Below are 15217 nucleotides of genomic sequence, written 5' to 3' on the forward strand. Positions count from 1 at the left end.
GCGTTTCTGAAGAAGACCGGAGGATCGGCAAAAATAGCGCGTGGGTTGTGTCTCGCAAGCCACGCCATCGGCGCGCAGCCGATCCGGCATTCAAGCAAGGAGCCCTCCCATGCCCAAAGTCCGCGTCCAGAGTTTTGCCGTCTCCCTCGACGGCTACGGTGCCGGCCCGAGCCAGGATCTGCAGAATCCGCTCGGCCTGCGCGGCCCCGAGCTGATGGAGTGGTTCATGCCCACGCGCCTGTGGCGCCAGATGCAAGGCATGGGCGATGGCGAGACGGGCGTCGACAACCGAATGGCCGAGAAGGGCTTCGACGGCATCGGTGCCTGGATCCTCGGGCGCAACATGTTCGGCCCGGTTCGCGGCCCGTGGCCGGACGACAGCTGGAAGGGCTGGTGGGGCGACGAACCGCCGTATCACACGCCCGTGTTCGTGCTCACGCACCACGCGCGCGCGCCGTTGGCGATGGCCGGGGGGACGGAGTTCCGCTTCATCACCGCAGGCATCCACGAGGCCCTCGCGCAGGCGAAGGCCGCGGCGGGTGACCTCGACGTGCGCATCGGCGGCGGCGCGTCGACCGTGCGGCAGTACCTGCAGGCGGGGTTGATCGACGAACTGCATCTGGCCGTGCGGCCTGTATTGCTCGGGACCGGGGAGCCGCTCTTCCAGGGGCTCGACCTGCCTGCCCTCGGCTATGACTGCGTGGAAAGCATCGCCGGCGAGCGTGCGACGCACATGATCCTGCGCAAGCGGCCCTGAGCTGAAGGGCCGACGGGCGGCCGAGCGACAATCCGCCCATGAATTTCGGAAGAATCCTCGTCCCCGTCGGCGGCCTGATCCTGCTCGGCGTGGCCTATCGCGGCTACGGCTGGGCCGGCGTGGCGCTGGTCGGCGGCGCCATCATCATGTTCCTGCTCCTGCACTTCAATCGCACGATGCAGGTGCTGAAGCGCGCTACCGATCGTCCGATGGGCACGGTCGCGAGCGCGGTGATGCTCAATGCCAAGCTGAAGCCCAAGTCCACGCTGTTGCACGTGATCGCGATGACGCGCGCGCTCGGCGAACTCCGCACGCCGCAGGACGCGCAACCCGAGGTGTTCCGCTGGACCGACGCGGGCGGCTCGTGGGTCGATGCGACCTTCGTCGGCGGCAAGCTCACCGAATGGAACCTGGTGCGGCCCCAGCAGCCCGAGGACGACGAGCCACGGACCATCGAGTCCAACGCCGACGCCATCAAGCCGGGCGCGGCGGACGCGCTGCGGCCGCCGGTCTAGAACGGCGCCGATTCGTCGGCCAGCGCTTCTTCCGCTTCGACCTTCTGTTGTGCAGCGGCAGGCGCCGCAGCGGCCGATGCCGTGCCCAGGCGCATTTCGCCGCCCAGCGCTTCCAGCAGTTCCGGCACGAGCTGCCCGAGTTCGCCCGTGGCGATCGCGGCATCGGCATCGAAGTTGTCTTCCTTGCCCGAGGAGGCCGGCGCATCGTCCAGCGTGCCTTCGAGGAACACGATCTTGCGGATCTGCAGGCCTTCGGTCAGCTCGAAGGACACGCGGTCGTCCCAGGTCATCGCGAGCCGGGTCGGGCGCTTGCCGTCGGCGATGTGCTGGCGGACTTCCTCGATGTCGAGCGGGTGCTTGGCGTAGCGCACCACGGCCTTCGATTCGTCGCTGGCCTTGAGTTCGCATTCGCGGTCTATGGTGAAGCCGGCGGGCGGCTCCTGGCTCGACAGCCATTCGGACATGGCGGCAGCCGGTTCGATCTGCGTGTTGATCAGGGCGACGGCGAAACCGTCGAGCGCCTTCACGAGATTCGTCACGACTTCATCGGCGCGGGCCGCGTTGCTGGAGTTGACGACGAGCCGGCGTGCGGCCGGGTCGATCCACACGGCGACGCGCGCATGGCGGGTGAAGGCCAGCGGCAGCAGCTCGTGGGTGACGTCTTCCTTGAGCTCCTTCTTTTCCTTCTTGCCGGGCTTGCGGCCGGTGGTGGCCTCGATTTGCGCGGCGCGTTCGTCGACCTTGCGGCGTACGACCGAAGCGGGGAGCGCCTTGGTTTCGATCATGAATTCGAGCAGCCACTGGCCGCCGATGGATTCGGCGAGCGGGCCGTGCTCCTGGCCACGGGGTTCGACCCAGCCGGCGGATTTTTCCTGCGAGGGGCTGCAGGGGACGAAACGTTGCGTGCCGAGGCCCTGCTCGACCTGGTCGAGCGACTGCGACCACGTGGATTCGATGCGGTAGACGATGACGTTCTTGAAGACGGACACTGAAACCCTTTGATGGCTGTTTGGCAAAGCTGTGCATTGTCGGTGCGTCGGAATCGGACGCCGCCGTAAAATCGAAAGCTTTTGCGACTTACCAACGCCTGGAGACCAAGAACATGAGCGTGCTCCCCCCCGCACTGGACGACCGTGACGGCAAGATCTGGATGGACGGCGATCTCGTGGACTGGCGCGAAGCCAAGATCCACGTGCTGACCCACACGCTGCACTACGGCTGCGGCGCCTTCGAGGGCGTACGCGCCTACAACACGGTCAACGGCACGGCGATCTTCCGGCTGGCCGAGCACACCGAGCGACTCTTCAACAGCGCCAAGATCCTGCGCATGAAGATCCCGTTCTCGCCAGAGCAGCTCAACGAGGCGCAGAAACAGGTGGTGCGCGAGAACAAGCTCGAAAGCTGCTACCTGCGCCCGCTGGTGTGGATCGGCTCCGAGAAGCTCGGCGTGAGCCCCAAGGGCAACCGCATTCACGCGATGGTCGCGGCCTGGGCCTGGGGTGCGTACCTCGGCGACGAGGGCATGAAGCGCGGCATCCGCGTCAAGACTTCGAGCTTCACGCGCCACCACGTCAACATCACGATGACGCAGGCCAAGGCGGTCAGCAACTACAGCAACTCGATCCTCGCCAACATGGAAGCGCTGGACGACGGCTACGACGAGGCCCTGCTGCTCGATTCGAGCGGCTTTGTCTCCGAAGGCGCGGGCGAGAACGTGTTCGTGGTCAAGGGCGGCGTGGTCTACACGCCTGACCTCTCGGCCGGTGCGCTCAACGGCATTACGCGCAACACCATCCTGCACATCTGCAAGGACCTCGGCGTCGAAGTCGTGCAGAAGCGCATCACGCGCGACGAGATCTACATCGCCGACGAAGCCTTCTTCACCGGCACGGCAGCCGAAGTGACGCCGATCCGCGAACTCGACCGCGTCGAGATCGGCATCGGCTCGCGCGGTCCCGTCACCGAGAAAATCCAGAGCGCGTTCTTCGACATCGTGAACGGACGCAATCCCAAGTACGCCCACTGGCTCACGAAAGTCTGAAGACCATGACGACCCCCAACGCCGCCATCGAACTGCTCGCCAAGGACCTGAACGACCAGGGCGGCGTGTTCTGCCCGAATCCCAAGGCCGACATGCAGCTCTGGAGCGCGCACCCGAAGGTCTATCTCGACGTGGCCCGCACGGGCGAAGCCAAGTGCCCCTATTGCGGGACGGTCTACCGCCTCAAAGCGGGCGAAGTGGTGGGACACCACCACTGAGCGCCGGTGCATCGCGGCGCGGCACCAGTCCGCGCCACGAATCGCCCGGTTCCTGCGCCAGCCGCAGGTAGACCATCGCCACCCACAGGATCGCGAGCCCGATCTGCGCGTCGCGCAGCGCGGAGTTCACGCTGGTGGCAATCAGCACGATCAGTGTCGCGACGAAGGCCAGGCGCCCGGCCAGGTCGTCGCGCTTCCATGCGACCCAGACGCTCGTCAGCAGGATGGCCAGCAGCGTCAACGCGCCGAAGACGCCGGTCTGCGAGCCCATCCACAGGAAGTCGTTGTGGGGCATGTTCTTATAGTCGAGCAGCTTCGGCCCTCGCAGGTGCCACTGCTCCGTCCAGCCGCCGATGCCCCAGCCCATGAAGGGCCTGTCGATGATCATCCGCGCGGTGTCGCGGTACATGTAGTAGCGCACCACCCAACTGGCTTCGGAGATCTCGCCGGCCTGCGCTGCCTCGATCTCCTGAATGCCGACCGCGAATTTCTGCTGCACCACCGGCGTGTTCCACAGCCCGGCCGCAGCGATCACGCCGCCCACCATCAGCACCACGGCCAGCACCTTGAGCTGACGGCGCCATTGGTGCACGCAGGCGGCGGGGATGACCAAGAGCAGCGCGAGCAGCGACGTGCGCGACGGCAGCGAGAAGGTGATGATCGCCATCACGGCCACGATCAGCGCAATGGCCGCGACCACGCGGGCCGCACGATGCTCCGTGATCCACTTGAGCGCGAACACCGCCGCGGTCCCGGCCATGATCGTGAACAGAAGGGCATTGCTGATGGACTTGTTGCCGATCAGGATCAACACGCCGCGCCACGGTTCGAGCATCGGGAAACCGACCGTGTAGTACAGCGCGATCATGACCATGTTCACCAGGCCGATGATCCAGAAGCCGCGCAGCGCCCAGATCGCCTCGTCGCGCGTGAGGGTCAGCGCCATCAGGACGGTGGCCGCGATGCGCAGGCCGTGGAACAAGTTCGATCCGGTCTCGGGGTAGTGAGGCCCGATGGCGAGGATGACCAGCGTCCACACGACATAGGCCACGACCGGCCACCACATCGGGTTGTTGCGCAGCCGGAGCGCCCGATCGCGCAAGCCGCCGGCCGACAGCAGCGTGACCAACATCAGCACTGCGGCAACGTACGTGACCCCGACCGGCATGAAAACCGTGAGCCCCCAGAACATGGCCGCGGGCCCGACGTACTTCGATCTCTGCATCACTGAATTCTAGGGTGACCTCAGCAGCGCGCCGTTGTCGCAGAACGCCGCAGATCCGGCTCCGCTGGTCTGCAGGCGTTGCCCCCGGAAGGGGGTGGGCGGCCACACGAAGTGGGCAAGCCTGGGGGCGAGCCTAGTGAGGCAATGTAATAACGAAACTTGCGCCGCCGCCGGGGCGGTCTTCGCAGCGAACGCTGCCGCCGTGACGCTCTGTGATCGACTTGACCAGCGCGAGGCCCAGGCCGACACCGCCGTTGCGCTCGCTGGCACCGGGTAGTCGGTAGAAGGGCTCGAAGATGCGTTCGCGCAAGGCGGCAGGCACGCCAGGACCACGATCGTTGACGCGGATCTCGGCCTGGCCGGCATGGCTGCCGATTTCCACGCTCGTCTCGCCGGCGCCGTAGCGGCGGGCGTTTTCGAGCAGGTTGCGAATCGCGCGGCGCAAGAGGCGCGGCACGCCGCGCACAGTGAGGATGTCGCTGTCGGTGCCTTCCCTGACTTCGAGGTCAGCATCGGCGCGGGCGCATTCTTCGGCGGCGAGGCCGGTGAGGTCGACGGTTTCGACCGTGCCCATGTCGGCTTCCTTGGCGTCGAGCCGGCTGGCGAGCAGGATCTCGTCGATCAATTGATCGAGTTCGGCGATGTTGCGGGAGATCTCGTCGCGTGCCGCTCCGCTGGGCCGCTCGCCCATCAGTTCGAGCCCCATGCGGATGCGCGTCAGCGGCGAGCGCAGTTCGTGCGAAGCGTTGGCCAGCAGCGACTTGTGCGATTGCACCAGCTGCTCGATGCGCCCGGCGGCGGCGTTGAAACCGTTGGAGAGATCGGCCACTTCGTCCTGCCCCTCCTCGTGCACGCGCACCGACAGGTCGCCTTCGCCCCAACGCTGCACGCTGCGCTGCAGCGACTCCAGGCGCTTGGTGAGCCGTCGCACGATGGGATAGACGCCCAGCGCGACGATGATGCCCACCACCGCCACCATCCAGCCGAGCCCGAAGGGCGTGCGCCAGGGCGACATCGGCGGCGGCCCCTGGGAGCGGTCGCGCGGCGCAACCTGCAGCGTGACCGCGCGGCCGTCGCCCAGCGTGACGTCGAATTCCAGCCCCTGGCCGGGCACGCGCATGGCCTTGCCTGCGCCGATCTGCTTGTCGTTCGAGTCCAGCACGATCACGTCGCGCGGCACGGGCGCGAGGCGCTCGCGCTCGCTCTCGGCGGCTTCGCGAACGATCCAGTTGGCGGTCAGCGTGAGGATGAACACGCCCGCCACCACCGCAAGCCAGATGCGGACATAGAGATGCCGCCGGTAGAGCTTGAGGAGCATCGCGTCAGTCTTGCTGCTTGGCGAACACGTAGCCGACGCCGCGAACGGTCAGGATGCGCTTGGGGTTCTTGGCGTCGACCTCGATCGCGGCGCGAATGCGGCCCATGTGGACGTCGATCGACCGGTCGAAGGCTTCGAGCTCGCGGCCGCGCACGGCTTCCATGATCTGGTCGCGCGTGAGCACGCGGCCAGCGCGTTCGGCCATCGCGACCAGCAGGTCGAACTGGTAGGAGGTGAGGTCTGCGGGTTCGCCGCCGACGGTGACCGTGCGTGCGTTGCGGTCGATTTCCAGCGAGCCGAAGTGCAGCACGGACGGCGTGCTGGCGTCGGACGCGGTCTCGCCGCGCCGGCGCAGCACAGCCCGGATGCGCGCGAGGAGTTCGCGCGGCTCGAAGGGCTTCGGCAGGTAGTCGTCCGCGCCGATTTCCAGGCCGATGATGCGGTCCATCGGGTCGCCCTTGGCGGTGAGCATCAGCACCGACACCTTGGCGAGCCCGTTGGGCAGCGCCCGGATCCGGCGGCAGACTTCCAGGCCGTCGGTGTCGGGCAGCATGAGGTCGAGGATGACGAGATCGGGCGACCGCTGCTGGAGCTGCTCGATTCCGCTGGCGCCATCGGCCGCGTGGGTGAAGCCGAAGCCGGACTGCGTCAGGTATTCGCCCACCATCTGCGCCAAGCGGGCGTCGTCTTCGATCATGAGGAGTTGGGGGGTGCTCATTGGGATGTCCTTCGCGCTAGGCGCTGCGGTATGGCCTTGGGGGGAGGGCCGAAGTCTCAAGTCCTAGGTTGTTCCTGCGGCGCCAAGCAGGCTTGAACGCTTCGTAAAGTTGGGTAAACGTTGCTGCTTGCCGCAGCGATCTATCCGGGCTCGAAAAGCATCGGTTCCTGTGGAGCGACCGGGTGGCGTCCGCCGACATCGTCCGCAAGCACGCCGAGCAGTTCGGTTGCTGCAAGGCCGGGGTGATCGTGCCTGGCGCGTTCGAGGATCTCTGCCGCCAATCCGCGCAGCTGTCGTGCCGACGCCCGCATGCGCGCCTTGAAGGCATCGTCGTCGAGCCTGTCGTTCAGGCTGCGATTCAGTTCGGCGAACCACGGCAACGCGGCCTGGTCGAGCATCACCGCGCGGTTGCGCCGTTCGCTCACGCCGGACCATGCGCGCAGGAAATCCTGCATCGCGATGTTGAGGCGCTGGCAGTGCTGGAGTTCGTCGCGCAGGCTGCCCAGCACCGCCATGTCGGTGAGCCGCTGCTGGAAGAAGATCTGCGAGAGCACGCCCCAGTAGTACGTGTAGTCCCAGATGACCTTCACCGGCAGCACCTCTGGATCGCCGAACAGCGGGTACTGGTCGGTGTAGAGCGCGAGCGTGCTTTCGTAGAACGAGTGGTAGATCTGGTCGTAGAGCTGCGCGCGGGCTTCCAGTGCGTGGCCTGCGCGGTCGTGCGCGATCAGGTCGGTGATGTAGGTGTTGCCCACCGCGATGAAGTCGCTGCCCGGCGAATAGAAGGGGTCGAGGAAGAGTCCGGCCTCGCCCGTCAGTGCCCAGCGCTTCCCGGAGAAGACCTGCTTGCATCCGTACGAGAAGTTGCGGAAGTACGCGAAGTCCTGCAGCAGGTGGCGTTTGGCGTCGAGATCGTCGTAGAGGCGGGGCTGCCAGATCCGGAGCCACTGCATGGCCTTGTCGAAGCTGTCCATCGATTCGAGCGGATGCAGGCGCGGGTCCGCCACGATGCCGACCGAATGCGAGCCCGAAGCCAGCGGAATCAGCCAGACCCAGTAGCCCGCGCCGACCAGATGGTTGGTCGAAAGCCACCGCGCCCGCGGCTCGCAGCGCGCACGCCATGCCGGGTCGTCCGACCAGTCGTCGATCGTGATGCGGTCGCCGATGCGAAACCACACCGCATTGCAGTCGTGGGCATTGGCTTCCGCCAGACCGAGCTTGCGCTTGAGCATGCTGGCGCGGCCGCAGGCGTCGACCAGCCAGCGCGCACGCACGACGTGCCGTTCGCCGTCCTGCGACCACTCGATGCAGTGCGGCTGGTGCGCGTCTTCGGCCAGGTCGATGCGGCGCACCGTGGCGTTGTCGACGAAACGCACGCCGCTGCGCGCGGCCTCCTCGGCGAGGTAGTTCTCGAAGATGCCGCGATCAATCTGGTAGCTCGGGACGGAGAGATAGCGGCTGGCGCCGATCTCCATCACCTGGTCGATGTCGCGCCGGCCTTCGCTGAAGAAGAAGCGGAAACCGAACTTGCGCAACTGCGCGCCGTGCATGTGCGGCTGGAGGCCGAGCACCGTGTCGAAGTAGTGCGCGCCGATCTCGACCGACGATTCGCCCACCTTGTGGGTCGCATGCGGCACCGGGTGCGTACGGCGCTCCAGCACCACCACGTCGATGTCGGCGAAGCGCCGCTTGAGCTGCAGCGCCAGCGTGAGCCCCGCGAGTCCTCCGCCCATGATCACGACATCGTGCTGGTGGAGGACCGCGGACATGGGCTTCAACTCTGCGCTTCGAGCTGCAGTTCGGGTTGCAGGTGCAACTGCAGCGACAGCGCGGCCGACAGCGGCATGGCGAGCGACTCGGTCTTGCCGCGCGCGAGCGCTTCGAAAAGAGGCAGTGCGTCGGCCATGGCATTCACCTTCAGTGCGCGCGCGGCGTCGGTCCGCAGCGCCGGCGCGGGCGATGCCCCGGCGGCGAGCGACCATTCGAAGGACGCCACCGTGCGTTCGGTGCGCGTCGGCGAAACCACGAGCGCCACGGCCAGCAGATCGCGACTCTTCGTCACGGACGCGAGTGCGCCCACGGCGGGCATGTCGTAGCCGGCCAGCAGGACGGCGCGCTGGTCGGCCGCGCACTGCGCCGCGGCTTCGAGCAAGCCCGAGGCGAAGGTGCTTTCGAAGGCGGTCAGCGAATTGCTCGCGGCCATGCAGCCGGTGCCGATGGTCCAGTAGCCCACGGCCGCGTTGTGCACCGAGTTGTGGAACTTGATCGGCGACAGCATCGTCGGCTCGCTCGCCAGCGTGCTGCACATGTAGTCGTTGATGCCCAGGTCGCCGTGGGCCGACGCGAAGACGCACGGGAGGTCCGCCGCATTGCGTCCCGAGGCCGCCACTGCCGCGGCCGCGACTTCGAGCGCCAGCGCAACGGTGTCGGGCGCACGGCGCCGTTCGGCGGGCGCGAGCACCTGCGGCGATGGCCGCTTGGCCGGCGGATCGGAGGGCGAGGCTTCGCCGCGGAACACCGCGCTGGCGAGTTCCCAGCCGGGCAGGCTGGGCGCCCAGAATGCCGGGCCTTCGATGAAGAGGGTGGGTGTCTTTTGTGCTGCGCTCATGCTCCGGCTCCCTTGCCGAAAACCAGCGAGCAGTTGTTGCCGCCGAAGCCGAAGGAATTGCTCAGCGCATAGCGCACCTCGCCGCGGGCAGGGCGCAGCCTGATCTGCGGCCCGCATTCGGTATCGAGCGTGGTGGTGTTGACGGTGCCCGGCTTCAGGCCGGTTTCGATCGCCAGCAGGCTGATCACGGCCTCGACGATGCCAGCCGCGCCCAGCGTGTGGCCGGTGAAGCCCTTGGTCGAACTGGCATGGGTGGTCTCAGGGAAGCGACGGGCCACCAGCGCGCCTTCGACTTCGTCGTTCTTCGTGCTGGCCGTGCCGTGCATGTTGATGTAGTCGATGACGTCGGTCTTGAGGCCGGCGCGTGCGAGCGCATCGTCGAGCGCCTTCTCGGCGCCGAGGCCCTGGGGATGGGGCGTCGACATGTGGTGCGCGTCGCTGGCTTCGCCGTAGCCCAGCAACTCGAGCTTGCCGGGGCCGCGTTCGACCAACGCGAAGCCCGCAGCCTCGCCGAGGCTGATGCCATTGCGCGCCGCATCGAAGGGCCGGCAGGGTTCCGGGGAGACGAGTTCGAGCGAATTGAAGCCGAACAGCACGCTGCCGCACAGCGTGTCGACGCCGCCCACGACGGCAGCGTCGACGAGGCCGAGACGGATCAAGCGCTCGGCCGATGCGAATACCTTGGCGCTCGACGAGCAGGCGGTCGAGATCGTCTCGGCCGGGCCTTCGAGACCCAGGGCCTCCTGGACGAACATCGTGAGCGAGTGCGGCGTGTGGACCTTCGGGCGCCGCTGGTCCTCGGGAAATGCGCCGTCATCGAGTTGCGTGTACGCCGCTTCGGTCTCGCCGATGCTCGATGTCGAGGTGCCGAGGATCAGCGCGATGCGCGACGGGCCATGGCGCTTGCGCGCGGCAGCCACGGCTTCCAGGAAGCCGTCGGCCTGCAGGCCGAGCCATGCGAGCCGGTTGTTGCGGCAGTCCCAGTTCGCGAGCGATTCGGGCAGCCGGAGTTCTTCGAGGCCGTCGACACGCCCGATCCAGGTCGGCAAGGGCGTCGGGCCGAAATCATTGGCCCGCAGGCCGCTGCGGGACTGTTCGAGGGCGGAGAGGAGAGCGGTCTTGCCCACACCGACGGACGATGTCGCGGTGAAGGCGCTGACCTGCAGGGGAGGTATGCGGGAGGGTGACACGGTGATGGAGGGGGGAAATAATGGACGGTGGCGTGCAAAACGTCACAGCCTACCAGCTAGAGGCCTCGGACCGGCGTCGGTAAAAGCCCCGGGATTTCGAAGGGTGGACGCGAAAGCTCAGGGCAGTGCGCCCAGGTGGGCCTGGGCTGCGGTGGCAAGCGTCCGGTCGAAAGTTACAAGCGAGGCCCTCGATTCCGCCATGCGCAATGGAAGTTCGGCTACGACGGGGTCGCGTTCACTGCTGTCGCCGGCACCTTGCCGTTGCCATGGGTGCGGGAGGCCAGAGCCACCAGCAAGAGCACCGGCACCCCCAGCACGGCCGTCCCGACGAAGAAGGCGTGGTAGCCATAGAGGTCCACGAACTTGCCCGAGTAGCCTGCGATGAACTTCGGCAACAGCAGCATCAACGAACTGAACAAGGCGTACTGCGTGGCCGAATAGCTGATGTTGGTCAGGCTCGACAAGTAGGCGATGAAGGCGGCGGACGCGATGCCCCCGGCCAGGTTGTCGGCCGACACCACCAGCACCAGGGCGGTCAGGTCGTGCCCGCGCGTGGCGAGACCGGCGAACAGCAGGTTGCTGGCCGCGCTGAGCACGGCGCCCAGCATCAGCACCCGCATCACGCCGAGCCGCATCGACAGCACGCCGCCGATGAACGCCCCGACGAGCGTCATGACCACGCCGTAGATCTTGCTGACCGTCGCGACTTCGTCCTTGGTGAAGCCCATGTCCACGTAAAACGGGTTGGCCATGATGCCCATCACCACGTCGCTGATCCGGTAGACCGCGATCAGCGACAGGATCAGCGCCGCCTGCCATTTGTAGCGACGGATGAAGTCGGCGAAGGGTTCGATCAGCACGCTCTCGAGCCAGGCGCCCACCGTCTTGGGTTGTGGCAGTTCGGCGCGCACGGGCTCGGGTGAGAGCAGGACGGTGAGCACGCCCACCCCCATCGAGGCGGCCATCACGAGGTAAGCCGTCTTCCATGCGCCGTTCTGGTAGCCGGTGAGGCCGGGCAGTTCGGCCCAGGCCGCGACCCAGAGGACCCCTGCGCCCGCCCAGATCATCGCGAGGCGGTAGCCCGTCTGGTAGGCGGCGGCCAGCGCGGCCTGCTTGCGCGTGGCGGCGGACTCGATGCGGAAGGCGTCGAGCGCGATGTCTTGCGTCGCCGAGCCGAAGGCGACGAGCAGGGCGCACCAGACCAGCGGTGGCAGGCCGTCGCGTGGATCATTGAAGGCCATGCCGGCGAGTCCGACGATCACGGTCATTTGCGCCATCAGCAGCCAGCCGCGGCGTCGACCGAGCAGCGTGGTGAAGGGCGGGACCGGCAACCGGTCGACCAGCGGCGCCCACACCCACTTGAAGCCGTAGGCCAGCCCGACCCAGCTCAGGAAACCGATGGTGGTGCGATCGACGCCGGCCTCGCGCAGCCGGAAGCTCAGCGTGCCGAGCACAAGCAGCAGCGGAAGGCCCGCGGAGAAGCCGAGCGCCAGCATGCGCAGCGTCGCAGGTTCGAGGTAGACCTTGAGCGCGTCGCGCCAGGGCAGGGACGTTGGGGCTTCGTCAGCCGATGGTGCAGACATAGCCAATTATCTCGCCCCCAGGCTTGCTCACTTCGTGTAGCCGCCTACCCCCTACCGGGGTGTCCTGGGGCTCGCCCCCAGGCTTGCCCACTTCGTGTGACCGCCTACCCCCTACCGGGGGGAACACGTGCGGCCCGGCGGAGCCGGTTCCGCGGTGTTTCACCGACGGGCCTGGCTGCGCCGGCCTGGGGTTTTCGGGGGGGGCTTGGTCTGGCACATCCTTTGCATGGCATCTTGTACACAAGACAGGATGCCTGAAGATGGTGCATGAAGAGGGGCTGCCGAGGGGTGGGTCCACGACTCAGTTGGAAGGCGCTGCGGATGCGGCGTGGATCGCGCGGCTCGATTCGCCGCTGCGAGGTGCTGGCGCGGGGGCGCTCGCGGGGCTTCAATTTGCCGCCAAGGACAACATCGATATCGCGGGTGTGCCGACCACGGCGGCTTGCCCGGCTTTCTCGCGCGTTCCGGGTGAGCACGCGTACGTGGTGCGGCGTCTGCTCGAAGCCGGTGCGGACCTGGTCGGCAAGACCAATCTCGATCAGTTTGCCTGCGGACTGAACGGGACGCGATCGCCGTATGGCGCGGTGCCGAACAGTTTCGATGCGCGCTATGTGTCGGGTGGATCGAGTTCGGGGTCGGCCTACGCGGTGGCGACGGGGCAGGTGGATTTCGCGTTGGGCACGGATACCGCGGGCTCGGGGCGGGTGCCGGCGGGGCTCAACAACATCGTCGGCATCAAGCCGTCGCGGGGGCTGCTCAGCGCACGCGGCGTGGTGCCGGCGGCGCAGAGCGTGGATTGCGTGTCGATCTTTGCGCGCACGGTGGGCATGGCGGCGCGTGTATTGCAGGCGGCGATGGGCTTCGATGCGGAAGATCCGTACTCGCGCAGTCTTGTACTGGCCACGCAGCCGCTGCCGGCCGGCTTCCGCTTCGGGGTGCCGACGGCGCTGCGATTCTTCGGCGACAGCCAGTCGGCGGCTGCCTTCGACCGGGCGGTCGAGCAGATGAAGGCGCTCGGCGGCACGCCGGTACCTGTCGACTATGCGCCGCTGGCCGAGGCGGCGTCGCTGCTCTATGACAGTGCGCTGGTGGCCGAGCGCTATGCGGCGGTGCGCGAATTCTTCGATGCGCATGAAGCGGAGGTGATCGAACCGGTGCGGGGCATCCTGGCGCAGGGGCGGGGCTACAGCGCCGCGGACTTCGTCGATGCGCGCGCCAGGCTGCAGGCGATCGGGCAGCGTGCCGCGGCGATGTGGGGCGACATCGACATCCTGCTGGTGCCAACGGCGCCCACGCACTACACGATCGAGGCGATGCAGGCCGACCCGGTGGCGCTGAATCGCAATCTCGGCGAGTACACGAACTTCGTGAACCTGCTCGACTACGCGGCCATCTCGGTGCCGTCCGGCCTGCGCGAAGATGGCCTGCCGTTCGGCGTGACGATGATCGGCCGTTGCGGCAGCGACTTCCAGCTCGCCGAACTGGGGCAGCGCTTTCATTACGCGACAGGTTTGACCCTCGGCGCGACGGGCGAGCCGATGCCGACGCCCGAAGCGTTGCCGGTGATCGCGCCCCTACCCATGGTCAAGGTCGCGGTGGTCGGTGCGCACCTTTCGGGGATGCCGCTGAACGGGCAGTTGACCGAGCGAGGTGCCCGGCTGCTCGGCGCCACGCACACCGCGCCCGTGTACCGCCTCTACGCATTGCCCGGCACGGTGCCGCCGAAGCCCGGCCTGGTGCGTGTGCAGCCGGGCGAAGGTGCAGCGATCGCGCTGGAAATCTGGGAGATGCCGATGGCGCAGTACGGCAGCTTCGTCGCGCTCATTCCGGCGCCGCTCGGCATCGGCAGCCTCACCCTGGCCGATGGCAGCGGGGTGCAGGGCTTCCTGTGCGAGGCGCTCGCCGTGGCGGGCGCCGACGACATCACGCACCTCGGCGGGTGGCGTGCCTACATCGCCTCGCGCGCTGCGCTCGTGGCTTGAGCGCTTTCAAGTTCCGTCACATCACGAACCTTCCGGAGTACTCGATGGCTTACCGACACAACTCGCCTTCCATTGCCAAGCCGGCTTCGCGGCGCCAGGTGCTCCAGGCGGGAGCGGCTGGCCTTGCGGTGCTCGCCGCGCCCGCACTCGTGCGTGCGCAGGCGGCGCCGAAGATCCGCATCGGCTACTGGCCCATCGCCGCCGGCCTGCCGTTCTACGCTGCGGTGGAACAGGGCTATTTCAAGAGCGCAGGTCTCGACGTCGAGGTGCAACGCTTCGCGGGTGCGCAGCAGATCATGGAGGCGATCCTGTCCGAGCGTTGCGACGGCAGCGCGAACGGCACCGGCTCGGCCAACATCGCGATCGGCGAGATCGCGGCGCCGGGCAGCTTCAAGATCTTCTGCTCGAACCCGAGCAACGTGAAGAACGTGCTCGACCAGATGCTCGTGCCAGCGGCCAGCACCGCGAAGACCATGGCCGACCTCAAGGGCAAGCGCGTCGCGTCCGGCCCCGGCATCCAGAACGTCACGTTGGCGAAGACCGTGCTGGAGCGCGGCGGCGCGACCGGCGCGACAGTGGTCGAACTGCCGATCGGCCAGCACGTCGCCTCGCTCGCCGCCGGGCAGGTCGACGGCTGCTACACCCTGGAGCCGACCGGAACCATCGGCCGCCTCAACGGCAGCACGCGCATCCTCGAATCGGGCGTGATCGCGAAGTACGTGCTGGGCGATCCGATGGCGCCGTGGTTCGGCGGCTCGGCCTCGCTGTCCTCGGCCTTCATCAAGAAGAACCCCGACGCGGCGAAGAAATTCATCTCGGCCTACGGCCAGGGCGTGGCCTTCGTCCGCACCAAGCCGAACGAAGCGCGCCAGTACCTCAAGGGCTACACCGCCATCGAAGGTCCGCTCACCGGCGAGGTGCCGCTGGCGGCGTACACGATGTACAACGAGTTCACGCCGGCCGACGTCGCGTACTTCCAGAAGTTCTTCGACCTGTTCTCGGAAAAGGGCATCTTCTCGTCGCGCCTGATGGTCGACTCGATGCTCTACAAGGGGTGACCTC

Annotated in this window: 14 protein-coding genes; 6 read left to right on the top strand and 8 right to left on the bottom strand. The window is 67.3% G+C overall.

Going from position 1 to position 15217, the window contains the following annotated elements; translation table 11 throughout:
* The first annotated feature begins 109 nt into the window (after window positions 1-109).
* Together ACSFBL_RS30730 and ACSFBL_RS30735 are read left to right on the top strand one after the other, a co-directional pair.
* Window positions 110-757, top strand: coding sequence for a dihydrofolate reductase family protein (locus ACSFBL_RS30730; protein ID WP_435519605.1), 648 nt, complete (start codon window positions 110-112; stop codon window positions 755-757).
* 38 nt (window positions 758-795) lie between these two features.
* Window positions 796-1272, top strand: a complete 477-nt coding sequence (locus tag ACSFBL_RS30735; RefSeq protein WP_435519606.1) for a glycerate kinase — start codon at window positions 796-798, stop codon at window positions 1270-1272.
* On the opposite strand, the gene ACSFBL_RS30740 is transcribed toward ACSFBL_RS30735, so the two are convergent.
* The gene (locus ACSFBL_RS30740; protein ID WP_435519607.1) at window positions 1269-2261 is read right to left on the bottom strand and encodes a recombination-associated protein RdgC; all 993 of its coding nucleotides are present in this window, start codon (window positions 2259-2261) and stop codon (window positions 1269-1271) included. The two genes, ACSFBL_RS30735 and ACSFBL_RS30740, sit on opposite strands and share 4 nt — an antisense overlap.
* A 113-nt stretch (window positions 2262-2374) precedes the next feature.
* Between ACSFBL_RS30740 and ACSFBL_RS30745 the strand changes: the two genes are divergently transcribed.
* Window positions 2375-3313 carry a branched-chain amino acid transaminase gene (locus ACSFBL_RS30745; protein ID WP_435519608.1) on the top strand — a complete coding sequence of 313 codons (939 nt, stop codon included), beginning with the start codon at window positions 2375-2377 and terminating at the stop codon, window positions 3311-3313.
* 5 nt (window positions 3314-3318) lie between these two features.
* Window positions 3319-3531 carry a zinc-finger domain-containing protein gene (locus ACSFBL_RS30750; RefSeq protein ID WP_435519609.1) on the top strand — a complete coding sequence of 71 codons (213 nt, stop codon included), beginning with the start codon at window positions 3319-3321 and terminating at the stop codon, window positions 3529-3531.
* On the opposite strand, the gene ACSFBL_RS30755 is transcribed toward ACSFBL_RS30750, so the two are convergent.
* The 7 genes from ACSFBL_RS30755 to ACSFBL_RS30785 form a co-directional block, all read right to left on the bottom strand.
* On the bottom strand, window positions 3497-4756 hold the full coding sequence (locus ACSFBL_RS30755) for an O-antigen ligase family protein (RefSeq protein WP_435519610.1): 1260 nt from the start codon (window positions 4754-4756) through the stop codon (window positions 3497-3499). The genes ACSFBL_RS30750 and ACSFBL_RS30755 overlap by 35 nt on opposite strands.
* 133 nt (window positions 4757-4889) lie before the next feature.
* Window positions 4890-6074, bottom strand: a complete 1185-nt coding sequence (locus ACSFBL_RS30760) for an ATP-binding protein (protein ID WP_435519611.1) — start codon at window positions 6072-6074, stop codon at window positions 4890-4892.
* Between the two features lie 4 nt (window positions 6075-6078).
* On the bottom strand, window positions 6079-6792 hold the full coding sequence (locus ACSFBL_RS30765; protein ID WP_435519612.1) for a response regulator: 714 nt from the start codon (window positions 6790-6792) through the stop codon (window positions 6079-6081).
* A 140-nt stretch (window positions 6793-6932) separates the two neighbouring features.
* Complete coding sequence (locus tag ACSFBL_RS30770) at window positions 6933-8561, bottom strand: NAD(P)/FAD-dependent oxidoreductase (protein ID WP_435519613.1); 1629 nt, start codon at window positions 8559-8561, stop codon at window positions 6933-6935.
* Between the two features lie 5 nt (window positions 8562-8566).
* Window positions 8567-9400, bottom strand: coding sequence for a beta-ketoacyl synthase chain length factor (locus ACSFBL_RS30775; protein ID WP_435519614.1), 834 nt, complete (start codon window positions 9398-9400; stop codon window positions 8567-8569).
* A complete protein-coding gene (locus ACSFBL_RS30780; RefSeq protein ID WP_435519615.1) occupies window positions 9397-10590 on the bottom strand; it encodes a beta-ketoacyl-[acyl-carrier-protein] synthase family protein in 1194 nt (397 codons plus the stop codon). Before ACSFBL_RS30780 ends, ACSFBL_RS30775 begins: the two co-directional genes overlap by 4 nt.
* 218 nt (window positions 10591-10808) lie before the next feature.
* Window positions 10809-12173, bottom strand: a complete 1365-nt coding sequence (locus ACSFBL_RS30785; RefSeq protein WP_435519616.1) for an AmpG family muropeptide MFS transporter — start codon at window positions 12171-12173, stop codon at window positions 10809-10811.
* Window positions 12174-12433: 260 nt separating this feature from the next.
* On the opposite strand from ACSFBL_RS30785, the gene atzF reads away from it, so the two are divergent.
* Both atzF and ACSFBL_RS30795 read left to right on the top strand, forming a co-directional pair.
* A complete protein-coding gene (atzF, locus tag ACSFBL_RS30790) occupies window positions 12434-14155 on the top strand; it encodes an allophanate hydrolase (protein WP_435519617.1) in 1722 nt (573 codons plus the stop codon).
* Between the two features lie 44 nt (window positions 14156-14199).
* Window positions 14200-15213 (top strand): ABC transporter substrate-binding protein, encoded by a 1014-nt coding sequence (locus ACSFBL_RS30795; protein ID WP_435519618.1) that lies wholly within the window; start codon window positions 14200-14202, stop codon window positions 15211-15213.
* Window positions 15214-15217: the final 4 nt, after the last annotated feature.

Origin of the sequence: Variovorax glacialis, assembly GCF_051216375.1 — a bacterium.
Taxonomy (GTDB): Bacteria; Pseudomonadota; Gammaproteobacteria; order Burkholderiales; family Burkholderiaceae_C; genus Variovorax.

What these genes read in the sequence shown, in the direction of transcription:
- ACSFBL_RS30735 (WP_435519606.1), top strand. Translation starts at nt 796, where the DNA reads ATGAATTTCGGAAGAATCCTCGTCCCCGTCGGCGGCCTGATCCTGCTC.
- ACSFBL_RS30785 (WP_435519616.1), bottom strand. Translation starts at nt 12,173, where the DNA reads ATGTCTGCACCATCGGCTGACGAAGCCCCAACGTCCCTGCCCTGGCGC.
- ACSFBL_RS30755 (WP_435519610.1), bottom strand. Translation starts at nt 4,756, where the DNA reads ATGCAGAGATCGAAGTACGTCGGGCCCGCGGCCATGTTCTGGGGGCTC.
- ACSFBL_RS30745 (WP_435519608.1), top strand. Translation starts at nt 2,375, where the DNA reads ATGAGCGTGCTCCCCCCCGCACTGGACGACCGTGACGGCAAGATCTGG.
- ACSFBL_RS30765 (WP_435519612.1), bottom strand. Translation starts at nt 6,792, where the DNA reads ATGAGCACCCCCCAACTCCTCATGATCGAAGACGACGCCCGCTTGGCG.
- ACSFBL_RS30750 (WP_435519609.1), top strand. Translation starts at nt 3,319, where the DNA reads ATGACGACCCCCAACGCCGCCATCGAACTGCTCGCCAAGGACCTGAAC.
- atzF (WP_435519617.1), top strand. Translation starts at nt 12,434, where the DNA reads ATGGTGCATGAAGAGGGGCTGCCGAGGGGTGGGTCCACGACTCAGTTG.
- ACSFBL_RS30795 (WP_435519618.1), top strand. Translation starts at nt 14,200, where the DNA reads ATGGCTTACCGACACAACTCGCCTTCCATTGCCAAGCCGGCTTCGCGG.
- ACSFBL_RS30775 (WP_435519614.1), bottom strand. Translation starts at nt 9,400, where the DNA reads ATGAGCGCAGCACAAAAGACACCCACCCTCTTCATCGAAGGCCCGGCA.
- ACSFBL_RS30760 (WP_435519611.1), bottom strand. Translation starts at nt 6,074, where the DNA reads ATGCTCCTCAAGCTCTACCGGCGGCATCTCTATGTCCGCATCTGGCTT.
- ACSFBL_RS30730 (WP_435519605.1), top strand. Translation starts at nt 110, where the DNA reads ATGCCCAAAGTCCGCGTCCAGAGTTTTGCCGTCTCCCTCGACGGCTAC.
- ACSFBL_RS30770 (WP_435519613.1), bottom strand. Translation starts at nt 8,561, where the DNA reads ATGTCCGCGGTCCTCCACCAGCACGATGTCGTGATCATGGGCGGAGGA.